11 protein-coding genes are annotated in these 14427 nt (G+C 41.4%); 1 reads left to right on the top strand and 10 read right to left on the bottom strand.

The genetic code is table 11. The features are described 5' to 3' along the window. Nucleotides 1–12: 12 nt before the first annotated feature. The 4 genes from BMW45_RS06510 to BMW45_RS06525 are packed head-to-tail and all read right to left on the bottom strand — an operon-like array spanning nt 13 to nt 3433. A complete protein-coding gene (locus BMW45_RS06510; protein ID WP_092241487.1) occupies nt 13–1449 on the bottom strand; it encodes a glycoside hydrolase family 1 protein in 1437 nt (478 codons plus the stop codon). 32 nt (nt 1450–1481) lie between these two features. After that, nucleotides 1482–1823 carry a PTS lactose/cellobiose transporter subunit IIA gene (locus BMW45_RS06515; protein ID WP_092241489.1) on the bottom strand — a complete coding sequence of 114 codons (342 nt, stop codon included), beginning with the start codon at nt 1821–1823 and terminating at the stop codon, nt 1482–1484. Between the two features lie 22 nt (nt 1824–1845). After that, entirely contained in the window at nt 1846–3105 is a 1260-nt protein-coding gene (locus BMW45_RS06520; RefSeq protein ID WP_092241491.1) for a PTS sugar transporter subunit IIC, read from the bottom strand. A gap of 22 nt (nt 3106–3127) precedes the next feature. Further along, complete coding sequence (locus BMW45_RS06525; RefSeq protein WP_025230660.1) at nt 3128–3433, bottom strand: PTS sugar transporter subunit IIB; 306 nt, start codon at nt 3431–3433, stop codon at nt 3128–3130. 199 nt (nt 3434–3632) lie between these two features. Here BMW45_RS06525 and BMW45_RS06530 point away from each other — a divergent pair, with 199 nt between their 5' ends. Further along, nucleotides 3633–5552, top strand: a complete 1920-nt coding sequence (locus BMW45_RS06530; protein WP_092241495.1) for a BglG family transcription antiterminator — start codon at nt 3633–3635, stop codon at nt 5550–5552. 79 nt (nt 5553–5631) lie between these two features. Here BMW45_RS06530 and BMW45_RS06535 read toward each other — a convergent pair whose 3' ends face one another. The 6 genes from BMW45_RS06535 to dnaN all read right to left on the bottom strand — a co-directional run bounded on the left by BMW45_RS06535 (nt 5632) and on the right by dnaN (nt 14302). Beyond that, on the bottom strand, nt 5632–6948 hold the full coding sequence (locus BMW45_RS06535) for a hemolysin family protein (RefSeq protein ID WP_092241497.1): 1317 nt from the start codon (nt 6946–6948) through the stop codon (nt 5632–5634). Between the two features lie 190 nt (nt 6949–7138). Next, on the bottom strand, nt 7139–9700 hold the full coding sequence (gene gyrA, locus BMW45_RS06540; protein WP_092241500.1) for a DNA gyrase subunit A: 2562 nt from the start codon (nt 9698–9700) through the stop codon (nt 7139–7141). 14 nt (nt 9701–9714) lie between these two features. Then, nucleotides 9715–11628 (bottom strand): DNA topoisomerase (ATP-hydrolyzing) subunit B, encoded by a 1914-nt coding sequence (gene gyrB, locus BMW45_RS06545; RefSeq protein WP_092241501.1) that lies wholly within the window; start codon nt 11626–11628, stop codon nt 9715–9717. Nucleotides 11629–11649: 21 nt separating this feature from the next. After that, on the bottom strand, nt 11650–12735 hold the full coding sequence (gene recF, locus BMW45_RS06550; RefSeq protein ID WP_092241503.1) for a DNA replication/repair protein RecF: 1086 nt from the start codon (nt 12733–12735) through the stop codon (nt 11650–11652). Between the two features lie 8 nt (nt 12736–12743). Continuing rightward, entirely contained in the window at nt 12744–12953 is a 210-nt protein-coding gene (locus tag BMW45_RS06555) for an RNA-binding S4 domain-containing protein (RefSeq protein ID WP_054791221.1), read from the bottom strand. A 227-nt stretch (nt 12954–13180) separates the two neighbouring features. Further along, nucleotides 13181–14302, bottom strand: a complete 1122-nt coding sequence (gene dnaN, locus BMW45_RS06565) for a DNA polymerase III subunit beta (RefSeq protein ID WP_054791215.1) — start codon at nt 14300–14302, stop codon at nt 13181–13183. Nucleotides 14303–14427 lie beyond the last annotated feature (125 nt).

Raw genomic sequence — 14427 nt, forward strand, 5'->3', positions numbered from 1 at the left:
AAGCACCTCCTGTTAAGCCAGATCCTCACCGCCCGATGCAATCACTTTTTTCATCCATGCATAACTGTCCTTTTTGATTCTTTTTCCTGTTCCATTACCATAATCGTCATAATCTACATAAATAAAACCATAACGTTTGCTCATTTCACAGGAAGAGCAGGAAATAATATCGATCGGCCCCCATGCATAATAGCCTCTTAGATCTACCCCATCACGAATGGCTTCCTTCATCTGCTCAATATGGGCCCGGAGATAGTCCACTCTGTAGGAATCATGAATTTCTCCATTTTCTACTTCATCGTAGTATCCCACTCCATTTTCAGTTATATAAATAGGCTTTTGATATCTGTCATAAAATTCATTTAATAAGATTCTTAGTCCTATGGGATCAATGGTCCAGCCCCACGGGTTTGCCGGCAGCTGTTTATTCCTGTATGCCTCATTTCCTCTCTCATAACTCTCCTTTGAACATATCTGAGTATAATAATATGAAAATGAGAAAAAGTCAGCCGTATTTTTTAAATCCTCTTCATCACTGTTTTCAAATGTGAGCTTAATATTCCAATCCTCAAAGAAACGGTATGCATAACCGGGATAATATCCCCGAAGCAATACATCGGCAAAAAAATACTCCATCTGATTATGTTTCAATGTGGCTAACACATCCTCGGACTTACATGTGGCAGCATATTCCGGACCGCCGCACAGCATCATGCCGATCTGCATTTCAGGATGTTTTTCATGTGCATATTTTGTGGCCCTGGCACATGCCACCATCTCATGATGGACTGCCTGATATTTTGCAGAACGGAGATCATCAACCGTGTCTTCCGGGACTCCAAGGTGATTAAAGGACTCATGGCCGATCAAATTAATTTGATTGACAATAATCCAGTACTTTACCTTACCTGCATATCGGTCAAATACTGTTTTGCAGTACTTAACGAAAAAATCAATGGTCTCTCTGGAATACCAGCCTTTATATGCAGTGGTTAAGTGAAGAGGCATCTCATAATGAGAAATGGTGATCATTGGCTCCATGCCATTTTTAATGATCTCATCAAATAATTTATCATAAAACTCAAGCCCCTTCTCATTTGGCTGACTATCATTACCGTTTGGATAGATTCTGGCCCAGTTAATGGAAGTTCTGAATGTTTTAAATCCCAGATCAGCCAGCATTTTTAAATCCTCAGGATAGGTATGGTAAAAATCTATGCCTCTCCTTTTAGGAAAGTTTTTATCATTGCTTTGTAAGGCTTCCTCTATATACGATCTGGTTATTTCCCCATTGGAACGCTTTTCAATGGGAAGATCTTTTTGAAACTCGTTAATATCTGCCAGGCATAGGCCTTTGCCGTCCAGGTCATAAGCGCCTTCCAGCTGATTTGCCGCTACCGCACCTCCCCACATAAAATTTGATGGGAAACCTTTTGGTACTTTATTCATGATGTTCTCCCTTCCTTCCCGATTTTATGAATCTATTCTTGTTTTTCCAAGCGTTTCAAACGCTTTTCCCAACTTTCAAAGATTTTGATCATTTGCTTTGCAATATTAATTTCACTGTATATGGTCATTAATGTATCCTGTGCATGGGCGAAAATCAATGAATACTCTGTTTTTTCTCCTCTGGTTTCTCCCTGAATGGCATCTGTCTGGATCCGGTGTGCCTCAGTAATCTTTTTCTGCGCGTCCTTCATTTTTTCATTGGCTAAAATAAAATCATGATCGGCAATGGCTGTCAATGCTTCTTTGCACAGTAAACGTGCATCTCCCGCATTCATAATGATGCTCATTGCAGATTCTAGTGTTTTTTCATCCATGTTTAATCACCCTTCTTATTACTTATTTCTTTTCCTCTGCTATTTTCTCTGCTTCTGTCTCCTGGCTGTCATAGATACGGAAAAAAGGATACCATATGACAGTTGAGATCAATGCACAGACAGCCATTAAAATTACACCTTTGATACTTCCTGTTGTGAGCCATGTGGAAATAGGAAATGGACAATACCACATATCAAACACCCTGGTAGGTATCGGTGCAAATGGAATTACCTTTGTAAAAATCCAGACTACTGTAGGAAGTACGATTCCCATCAACCACATGGGAATCATCATAATTGGATTCCATGCAATGCATCCGAATACGACCGGCTCGTTAATATTAAAAATTGCAGGTACAAAACAGGCACGTCCGAGTGCTCTCAATTTATTGCTCTTTGCAAATATGAGCATAATAACTAATGGCAATGTGCATCCGATTCCACCGATCCATAAATAAGCAGAGTATACCGTTGGATCAGTGACCAGGTTTAGTGTTTCATGAGTAGCCGTTCCGGCCGCTGCCATGGTAACATTGGCGGTAATGGCCATGAGCATCGCCGGTTTGTAAACTGGGGTAAGAACCCAGCTTGAAATTCCCAGGGAATATAAAAAACAAACAAGCAAAAGAGAAAGTACAAATCCCCAGGGAGTCTGCATAACATTGGAGATTGGCATAAATAATGACAGTAAGATATTATAAAGATCAACCCCAAGCAGATCCACCAAAATCCAAAGGGAACAAACGATGATACCAGCCGGTAACATTAAGTCAAACCAGGCTCTTACAAAATCAGGTATAACGGAATCCTCTTTAAAGAATGAGAACTTTCCGAAAATCCCCATAATAAAACCTGTAAAAGCACCTGCTGTAATCGCTACAAACATACCTCCGGCACCTAAAGATGCATGCTGAAACCCAGCTTGCCCATCCTTTATTACCTGAGGAGAAATAATAATTAAAAATGCTACTACACCGGAGAGCGCTGCAATAATTCTCTGTCTGCGCAGACGCTTTTTTTCCATTAAGTTAAATGGTATTAAAAATGCCACAAATAATGATAGCAACCCCATTGTCCAGCCAAACGGAGTCCAGAAATTTGGCCACCACTCCCAGCCAAAGACTTCTCCGGGGACAGTTAAAAAGCAAAATATTGATCCTAATAAAATAAACGGAAGCACCTGCATAATAGAATCTTTTAAAGTGGTAACCCATACATTATTGTTAATTTTGTTCATCTTTGGTGCGAAACTATGCTCTAACCAATGAATTAACTGTTTCATCCTTCTCCTCCTCCTTATTCACTCAGCTCATTTCACTCAGCAAATGTTCCAACGCCATATCTCCATTTAACGTGGAATAGTACTCCGGCTTCATTAAGATGACCTTAACAGCCTTTCCGCCTGTGTATTCTTCAATTTCATCCATGATATAGGCCAGATGAGGTCCTACCATGAGGGCATCAATTTCATCAATATAGTTTTCGATTTCACTTTCTCCTCTGGCCTTTATATTAATCTCCATCTTTTTTGCAGCCGCTGCCTTTCTTATATTAGCTGCCATAAATCCGGAACTTGCACCAGATCCGCAAACCAGTAAAACATTTAACATAAATAAAATCCTCCTTTATCTGTATAATAAGGTTTATGAGATCATGAAAACATCATTTTGCTTTCACAATGTACTTGATGTATTCATTATGACTTTTTTCCACTTATAATTCCACCAGACATTTGCACATGGAGCGTGCAAAACTTTGGTGGAAAAATCCTTTCCAGACTCTTATAATAGACAGAAGGAGGATTTTACTATGGGGCCAAAACTATTAAAATTGATTCGTATCTTGTTGATGCACACAAATGAAATGACTGCTTCTGCTTTAGCTGCTGAAATGGGGGTATCGGAACGAAGTATAAAAAATTACATTTCAGAAATCAATGACAACCATCCTCAGACCATCCTCTCTTCCAGGAAGGGGTATACTATAAAAGCAGAGGCCGGAAGAAAAATATTAAATGACTCCGGCACTCACATCCCCCAGTCTTCCCAGGAAAGAATGGTTTATATTATCAACCTTTTAATCAAACAGGAAGCCGGCATTGATGCATACGACTTGTGCGATACCATATACATCAGCTACTCCACTTTAAAAAATGAACTGGGAGCTGTAAAAAAGAAACTGAACCAGTTTGATTTAAAGCTTTTGAATCAAAAGGACAACTTGTCCATTGAAGGACTGGAGAAGAACAAACGCCGATTGCTCAGTTCTATTTTATACGATGAGTCCAATATTAACTTTGTAAGCTTAAAAACAATTCAGCATGTTTTTCCTGATATTGAAATTGAATATATCAAAAATACATTGCTGAATATTTTTGATGAATACCAATATTTTGTTAACGACTATTCTCTGATCAATATTGTACTGCACATTACCATAGCCATTGACAGAATCAAAAATCACAACATCAATACCCAGGATGTTCAGGAACTGGCTCAGATACGCCATCATGAATATGAACTGGCAAGTCAGGTCACGAAAGAATTGGAAGATCATTTTCATATCACATATAGTGAGGCAGAAATTTATGAACTTGCACTGCTGCTGATTTCCAGAGCCACCACCATTGATTATAAAAGCATAACCACTGCAAATCTGGAGGACTTTATCGGCAAGGAATGCTTTGACCTGGTGGAAGAGATGATCCAGTCAGTGAATGCTTATTACTATATTGATTTATCGGAACCTGAATTTCTGATTCGCTTTGCCATTCATATTAGAAATTTACTTCAAAGATCAAAGAACCAGCAGTTTTCAAAAAATCCTTTAACGGAAGAAATTAAAACTTCCTGTCCTTTAATTTATGATGTATCCGTATATTTATCCGGAATCATCAAAGACCGTACGGGGATCATCATAAATGATGATGAGATTGCTTATATCACTTTTCACCTTGGAAGCACTCTGGAAGCACAAAAAAGTCTTAATAAAAAGGTAACTGCTATATTATACTGTCCTAACTATTATGATTTAAATATACGTCTGACAGATACCATCAATCAGCACTTTTCCTGTGAAATGCTGATAACCAACATCATAACGGATGATTCGGCTTTAGAACAGGTTCCTAAATGCGACTTTATTATGTCTACGGTTCCTCTTCATGGCTTTTATGGGGTGGACATCGTTCATATCGGAATGTTTTTTACAGATAAGGATATTTCTTTGATCAGAAATAAAATTACATCCGTAAGAATCAATAAAAGAAAAGCAACCTTTAAAAATTATTTGGAGCTGTTAATTATCCCTGAATTCTTTGAAAGAAGAGATGACTTAAAAACAGAAGGGGATGCCATCGAATATCTGGCCAGTAAGATGCATCAGCTAGGTTATGTAAACGAGACCTTCCGGGAAGATATCTACATGCGTGAAAAACTTTCATCTACTGCTTTTCATGATTTTGCAATTCCCCATGCAATGAAAATGCATGCAGAAAAGACAGGACTGAATATTTTGATATCAGACTCTCCAATCTCATGGAATGGAAAGCCCATTTATTTAATCATCATGATGTGCTTTAACAAGAATGACCGATATATTTTTAATGAAATCTTTGAGCCTCTTACCATGATGCTCACAGACAGAGAATTAATAAAAAAACTGATTCAGGTCAAAGATCATGAAACCTTCATCCAAATGCTGACTGATAACTTGGAAGTGACCTTCTAGTACAGAACTTTATAGCCGCACTAAAAAAAAGTTGTCCTGGCTTTTTAAGCTGGACAACTTTTTTAAGTGAAGTTTTAAATTATTTTTCCTTTATCCGGACAATGGCATTCTTTATTACTTTATCATCCATCTCTAAAATGGTATAAAGATTCTTTTCATCCTCAAGATCCAATGGAAGCTGAGATTTCTTTGGTATAAAACCAAGTATTTCTATCAGATATCCTGACAATGTATCACAGGAGCTTTCTATTTCTTCATGAAGCACATCATCCAAATCATACAGAGATATACTTCCTGTTGCTTTATAGACATTAGGTTCCACTTCTATCAGCTCCGGCTCCCAATCATCATATTCATCCGGGATATCTCCTACAATTTCTTCTATCAGATCCTCCATTGTGATAAGACCGGAAACTCCTCCGTACTCATCCACCAGGATGGCCATTTTGGTTTTACTTTTTTTCATTTCCAGAAATAAATCATCTGTCTTTTTATTTTCCGGAATAAAAAAAGGCTTCTGCATGATGGTTCGGATATCAATACCCGCCTGATCATATTTATTCATTTCAATGATAAAATCCTTCATGGATAAAATACCGATAATATTATCAATTTCTTCTTCATAAACCGGAATTCTGGAATGTCTGCTGTCCAGTATCTCATTAAGGACAAGCTCCATAGGATTTTTTATATCCACTGCCACCATATCCTGTCTGGGAGTCATGATTTCTCTGGCTCTTTTATCATCAAAGAGAAAAATAGAAGTAATCATTTCTTCTTCGATTTTATTGAACACTCCGCTTTCCCGACCCAGCTGGAGCATAGAACGAATTTCTTCCTCAGAAATTTCTTCCTCCAGATTGTCAGTCTTCATGCCAAGAAGCTTTAAGATTCCATTGGTTGATACAGAAAGAAGCTTAATGAACGGAGCCATGACTTTTGATACGCCGTAAATAGGGCGTACTGCGAATAAGCTGAACCATTCCGCTTTTTGCAATGCAATCCTTTTCGGTACCAGTTCGCCAAATACCAGGTTAAAATAAGACAGGATGATGGTTACTGTCACCATGGCAATACTACGGCTGTAGGGGATTCCCAAAGCCAGCATCTTTCCACCAAGTATCTGTGAAATTCCTGTTGCAGCCGATGCACTGGAAAAGAAACCGGCAAAGGTTATGGCTACCTGGATGGTTGAAAGAAAACCGGTTGAATCCTCGGAAAGCTTCTGAATCAGAGCTGCTTTCTTATTTCCGCTGTCAGCCAGCATCCGGATCCTGTTTTTGTTGACTGATACAACAGCCATTTCCGCTCCTGCGAAGAACGCATTCATTAAGGTCAAAGCAATTAATAATAAAATCTGTGCGGCTATCTGCGCCGCGCCTGGGTCACTGTCCAAGCTGGTATTCCTCCTTTTTTTAGGACATATATTTTGTCCAAGCAGGTTTTTCCTGCTAAATTTCAATAAGGAAAAGACTTTGTATGCAGTAAAATTATTATTTCTGCATTCAAAGTCTTTTACTGAATTATTGATGGTAAACATTATAATATAAAAAATAAAATATTACAATATCTTTAGTGTTAAAATTTTATTCCTCTACTGGAGCCTCATCCGTTTCTTTGATTTCTTCCAAGATCTCTTCATCCTGGAGATCCAATTCTTCCAGGCCTTCTCCGTCGGACTTGCTTCCGTCATCCCGTACTTTGGCAATGCTGGCAACTTTGATATCAGAATCCTGGTCAATGTTCATTAACTTCACTCCGGACGTATTTCTGCCTATCACAGAGATATCATTGACAGAAATGCGGATCACGATACCCTCCGTTGTGATCAGAAGAAGGTCATGGTCATCCTCAACCAGCTTGGCTCCTACGATATCACCGGTCTTTTCTGTGATCTTATAACACAGAACGCCTTTTCCGCCTCTTCTTTGAGGAGTAAATTCTTCAATAGGAGTACGCTTGCCCATACCGTTAGCAGAAACTATCAAAAGCTTTGGTCCCTGGGACTCCATCTGCATGCCAACGACCTGGTCATCATTATTGAGCTTCATACCGATAACACCAATGGATACACGTCCTGTGATACGGACATCCTTTTCATGGAACCGGATGCACTGGCCCTTTTTCGTTACCAGGAAAATATCCTTTGTATCGTCAGTTGCCTTAACCTCAATCAGTTCATCATTTTCCCGAAGGACAATGGCCTGAAGGCCGTTCTTACGGACATTGGCGTATTCCCTCATAGGTGTTTTCTTTACCATTCCGTTCTTGGTTGCCATGAAGAGGAACTTGTCATCGTCATATTCTTTCATGGGGATGATAGCTGTAATGCTTTCTCCAGGAAGCATCTGCAGAAGGTTCACAATTGCGGTTCCTCTGGAGGTTCTGCTTCCTTCCGGAATCATATAAGTCTTTAACCGGTAAACACGGCCTGTATTAGTAAAGAACATCAGGTAATGATGGGTTGTTGTCATCATCAGGTCTTCGATGTAATCCTGGTCAATGGTCTGCATTCCCTTTATTCCCCTGCCGCCCCGGTTCTGGTTCTTGAAGTTGTCAATAGACATCCTCTTAATGTATCCCAGTTTTGTCATGGCGACGATGGTGCTTTCATCGGGAATCAAGTCTTCCATGGACATATCGTATTCATCAAAGCCGATGGAGGTTCTTCTGTCATCTCCGTACTTTGCGGAAATGATGGATATTTCCTCCTTGATCACTGCTAATAGCTTTTTCTCATCGGCAAGGATGGCCTTTAACTCTGCAATCCTGGCTTCCAGTTCTCTGAATTCGTTCTCAAGCTTTTCTCTTTCCAGACCGGTAAGAGCTCTCAAACGCATATCCACAATTGCCTGAGACTGGACATCGCTTAAGCCGAAACGGCTCATAAGTTCTGCCTTGGCTGCCTGGACATTTGCCGAACCGCGAATGATCCTGATGACTTCATCAATATTATCCAGGGCAATGAGCAAGCCTTGCAAAATGTGGGCTCTTTCTTCTGCTTTATTTAAATCGTAACGGATTCTTCTGGTAACTACTTCCTTCTGATGATCCAGATAATAATTTAACATCTGAAGGATGTTTAACACTTTTGGTTCCAGAACACCGGAACTGTTTTTAACAAGTGCAATCATGATCACGCCAAAGGTATCCTGAAGCTGGGTATGCTTGATCAGCTGATTAAGTATTACATTGGCATTGGCATCCCGGCGGAGCTCAACACAGATCCTCATACCAGAACGGTCGGACTCATCCCGTAAGTCGGTAATGCCGTCTATCTTTTTATCCTTCACAAGTTCTGCAATTTTTTCAATGAGGCGGGCTTTATTGACCATGTATGGAAGCTCGGTTACAATGATCCGGCTTTTTCCGTTTGCCATAGCCTCAATATCGCTGACAGCCCTGACACGGATTTTTCCTCTACCTGTGCGGTACGCTTCCTCAATACCCCGTTTTCCGAGGATGGTTGCTCCGGTTGGGAAGTCAGGTCCTTTGATGATTTCCAGGATTTCTTCCATGGTGGTTTCTCTGTTTTCTTCCACCTGGTTGTCAATAATATGAACGACCGCATTGATGACCTCTCTTAAGTTGTGAGGTGGGATGTTGGTAGCCATACCAACGGCAATGCCTGAGGTACCATTTACCAGAAGATTGGGATAACGGGCCGGAAGGACATCCGGTTCCCTCTCTGTCTCGTCAAAGTTGGGGCTGTAATCAACGGTATCTTTGTTGATATCCGCAAGCATCTCCATGGAAATCTTACTTAAGCGGGCTTCCGTATATCGCATAGCAGCCGCGCCGTCTCCATCCACGGAACCGAAGTTTCCATGACCATCCACCAACGGATATCTGGTAGACCACTCCTGTGCCAAATTCACCAGCGCTCCGTAAATAGAGCTGTCGCCATGAGGATGGTACTTACCCATGGTATCACCGACGATACGGGCACATTTACGGTGTGGTTTATCCGGACCGTTGTTGAGCTCGATCATGGAATACAAAACTCTACGCTGAACCGGTTTTAAACCGTCTCTTACATCAGGCAGGGCTCTGGAAACAATGACGCTCATGGCATAATCGATATACGATTTTTCCATGGTCTTTTTTAGGTCCACATCATGAACTTTATCAAAGATATTTGGTTCCATTTTATTTCCTCCAATTAAACATCAAGATTCTGTACATATTTGGCGTTGGCTTCGATAAATTCACGTCTTGGCTCTACCTGATCGCCCATTAAGGTGGTAAAGGTTAAATCCATTTCGGATGTGGTGTCCTCATTCATGATGACACGCAGAAGGACTCTTCGTTCCGGGTCCATAGTGGTTTCCCAAAGCTGTTCTGCGTCCATCTCTCCAAGACCTTTATAACGCTGGATCTTATTGTTGTTGTCACGGCCGATTTCCTTTAAGATGGAATTAAGTTCTTCATCGCTGTAGGCATACCATACCTTTTTATTTTTTTCAACCTTGTATAAAGGAGGCTGTGCCAGATATACATAGCCCTCCCGGATAAGCTCCGGCATGAAGCGGTATAAAAAGGTGAGCAGCAAGGTGCTGATATGGGCACCATCCACGTCGGCATCGGTCATGATGATAATTTTATGATACCTTAATTTGCTTAAGTCAAAGTCCTCATGGATTCCTGATCCAAATGCGGTAATCATGGCCCTTATTTCCGCATTGGCATAAATCCTGTCAAGCCTTGCCTTCTCTACATTAAGGATTTTTCCTCGCAGGGGAAGGATGGCCTGAGTGTTTCTGGAACGGGCCGTCTTTGCAGAGCCACCGGCACTGTCTCCCTCGACGATGTAGATCTCGCAGTTTTCCGGATTTTTATCGGAACAGTCTGCAAGCTTTCCAGGAAGAGCCATCCCCTCAAGGGCGGTCTTTCTCCTGGTTAAATCCCTGGCCTTTCTGGCCGCGGCTCTTGCCCGCTGGGCCAGGATGGATTTATCACAGATGGTTTTTGAAAGGCTTGGATTCTGCTCTAAATAATAGGTGAACTGTTCTCTTAAGAGGTTATCCACCGCTCCCCTTGCCTCACTGTTTCCTAATTTCTGCTTTGTCTGGCCCTCAAACTGAGGCTCTTCGATCTTAACGCTTATAATAGCTGTCAGACCTTCTCTGATATCCTCACCAGATAAGTTGGTTTCATTTTCCTTTAACAGTCTGTTCTTTCTGGCATAATCATTTAAGGTGGTTGTCAGGGCACTCTTAAAGCCTGCCAGATGGGTTCCACCCTCTGGAGTATTGATGTTATTGACAAAGCTGTAGATATTCTCTGTGTAGGAATCATTGTGCTGCATGGCGACCTCAACATAGACACCATCCTTTGTTCCTTCACAATAAAACACCTGATCATAGAGAGGGGTTTTACCCTTGTTTAAATAGGTGATAAACTCCTTGATGCCCCCTTCATAATGGAACATGTGCTCCCGTTTATCCTCTCTCTCATCTTTCAGGATAATCTTTAAGTTTTTAGTTAAAAATGCGGTTTCACGGAGACGGATCTTTAATGTATCATAATCATAGACCGTTTCTTCAAAAATATCATCATCGGGAAGGAAGGTAACCTTTGTTCCATGCTCATCCGGGCCGCAATCTCCTATGACCTTTAATGGATACATGGTCTTTCCTTTTTCATAACGCTGTTTATAGATCTTTCCATCCTGGCGGATTTCCACCTCAAGCCACTGGGAAAGAGCATTTACTACAGAAGCGCCTACGCCGTGAAGGCCGCCGGAAACTTTATATCCCCCGCCGCCGAATTTGCCGCCGGCATGAAGAATGGTAAATGCCACCTCTACCGCCGGAATCCCGGCTTTTTTCTGGATACCTACGGGAATCCCTCGTCCGTCATCCACGACTGTAACGGAATTGTCAGGATGGACAATCACCTCTATGCTGTCGCAATATCCTGCCAGAGCCTCATCCACCGCATTGTCCACGATCTCGTAAACCAGATGATGAAGTCCCCTTGTGGATGTACTGCCGATATACATACCAGGTCTTTTTCTTACTGCTTCAAGACCCTCTAATATCTGGATTTGATCTGCACCATATTCTTGACTCATATTTGCACGCTTCCTCCTGAATTAATTTTCACTGCCTACGGTACCACTTACCACCTTGAATATCTTATCTACGGGAAACCGGTTTCTTACAAATTCTTCCAGTCCCGTACAGGTGATCACGGTCTGTATATGATTGATTCCTGCAAGTAATTGATTTTGTCTGCTGCTGTCCAGCTCTGATAATACGTCATCCAGCAAAAGGATGGGATAATCATATACTGTTTTTTCTACCAGTTCTATTTCTGCAAGCTTTAAGGACAAAGCCGCTGTCCTCTGCTGCCCCTGGGAACCAAACCGGCGAATGTCGATTCCGTTGATGATGAAACTTAAATCATCCCGGTGGGGACCGGTAAGCGTCGTTTTCTGCTTGATATCCTGCTGCCTGCTTCGCCTTATGACATCTTCAAACGCATCCGCCTCTACATTTGGCTCATAAAGGATGCGCAGAGTTTCCTTTTCCCCGGAAAGATTCCCGTGGATGGGCCCTATGATTCCATCCAGCTGTTCAATAAATTCTTTCCGGTAACCAATCATTTCCTTTCCATATTGGACCAGCTGCATATCCCATATGTCCAGGGTTTCTTCGTAATCAGGCCGGAAAGCCATATCTTTCAACAGTTTATTGCGCTGCGTCACAATCCTATTATACTGCACTAGGGAATGGACGTAAAGCTTGTTTAGTTGACATAATTCTAAATCAACGAACCGTCGCCTTTCGGCTGGCCCGTTTTTTATGAGATTTAAGTCCTCCGGAGAAAAAAATACAACGTTGACGATTCCAAACAACTCACTGGCCTTCCTTATGGGAACGCCATTTACTGCCACGCCTTTGGCTTTATTCTTCTTCAAATGCATGTCAATCCGGTATGGAATATCTTTCTTTCTGATGTTTAGCTTGATATGCGACTCATCCCTGTCAAACTGTATGATTTCCTTATCCTTGCTCCCTCTGTGGGATTTTGTCGTAGCACAGACATAGATTGCTTCTAAGACATTTGTTTTCCCCTGGGCATTGTCCCCATAGAGTATATTGGTTCCATGACTGAAATCCATATGTAATTCATCATAGTTGCGGTAATTCTTAAGCTCTATCGATTCAATGATCATGGATGGTGTTATTCCTCGATTTTAATGGTATTGCCATCAAAAGTGACTACGTCTCCGGCTCTTAATTTCTTTCCTCTCTGGTATTCTACCTGGCCGTTGACCTGCACAAGACCATCCTCAATGACAAATTTGGCGTCAACCCCTGATCCAACCATACCGGCTGCCTTTAAGGCCTGTCCCAGCTTAATGTATTCATCCCTTAACTTGATTGTCTCCATAGTTTCCTCTCTCTTGCCCATGTTTTTTGGGCATTAAGGTATGCCCGCAGGGCGTTCCTCTCTCTTGCCCATGTTTTCTGGGCATTAAGGTATGCTCGCAGGGCGTTCCTCTCTCTTGCCCATGTTTTCTGGGCATTAAGGTATGCCCGCAGGGCGTTCCTCTCTTTTGCCCATGCTTTTGGGCATAAATGGTTGCTCCTATCTTTCCTTTATCATATACGGTCAGTTTAAACAGCTGCCGCATTAAAGTTGACAGGAAGGATCAGGTAAATATATTTGCCCTCTTCATCCCTGATAAAGCAGGGGGATTTGGGATTTAGCATGTAAATGGTTACTTCTTCGTCATCAATAATTCTTAAGGCATCGATCAGGAACTTTGGATTAAAGCCGATCATGATGTCACTTCCTGTTTTATGAATCGGAACCTGGGCATTCATGGAGCCAAAGCTGGAATTCATCTTAAGCTGCATTTCCTGATCTTCGATATTCATGATCAGGGGCTTTTTATCATTTTCCCTTACCAGGATGGTTGCCCGGTCAAGACAGTCCAGAAGCTCTCTTTTATTAACAGCGGTCTTTGTCTCATAATCGCTGGACAGCATCTGATCGATCCGGAAATATTCTCCTTCAATTAAACGGGAAACAACAATGGTATCATCAAATTCGAATAAAATGTGGTTGGTGCTAAAGAAAATAAGCACTTCCTTTTCATTGTCTCCGCCAAGGATCTTGCTGACTTCATTTAAAGTCTTGCCAGGAACAATGACTTTTATATCATGATAAGTATCTTTTAATTCAATATTTCGGATAGATATCCTGTGACCATCCAGAGAAACCACCTTTAACTGGTTTCCGGATACCTGGAAAAGCTCTCCGGTCATCATTTTATTGCTGTCATTGGGAGCAATGGAGAAAATAGTCTGGCGGATCACTTCCTTTAATGAGAACTGGGAAAGGCAGATATAATGATCCCGTTCAATATACGGAAGATAAGCAAATTCCTCCCCATCCCTACCCTGGATATGGAATACGGAGTTTTCACAGGAAATAGTGGTGGTAAGCTTTTCATCGCTTTCAATGGTAACAAGGGAATCTCCTACAGAAGAGAGTTTTCTTACGATCTCTGAAAGCAGCTTTGCCTCAAGGGCGATTTTACCTCTTTCCAGGATGGTTCCTTCTACCTTTGTTTCTATTCCCAGCTCCATATCATTGGCGGTCAGTTTGATCTCTGATCCGCTAGCATCGATGAAGATACATTCCAGGATGGACATGGTTGTTTTACTGGGAACCGCTTTCAGTACGATATTAATGCCGTTTAGGATCTCATCCTGTTTAAATGTCAGTTTCATAATTGTTGATAACTCCTTTACTCTAGAAATTGCAATAAATAGATGGATGATATAGTTAAATTCCGTCGTATTAGTAGTAGGGGCTGTGGGTTTGTGTAAAAGCCTTGATAACCTATATAAAGGTT

This window comes from Lacrimispora sphenoides, assembly GCF_900105215.1.
Lineage (GTDB): Bacteria > Bacillota > Clostridia > Lachnospirales > Lachnospiraceae > Lacrimispora > Lacrimispora sphenoides_A.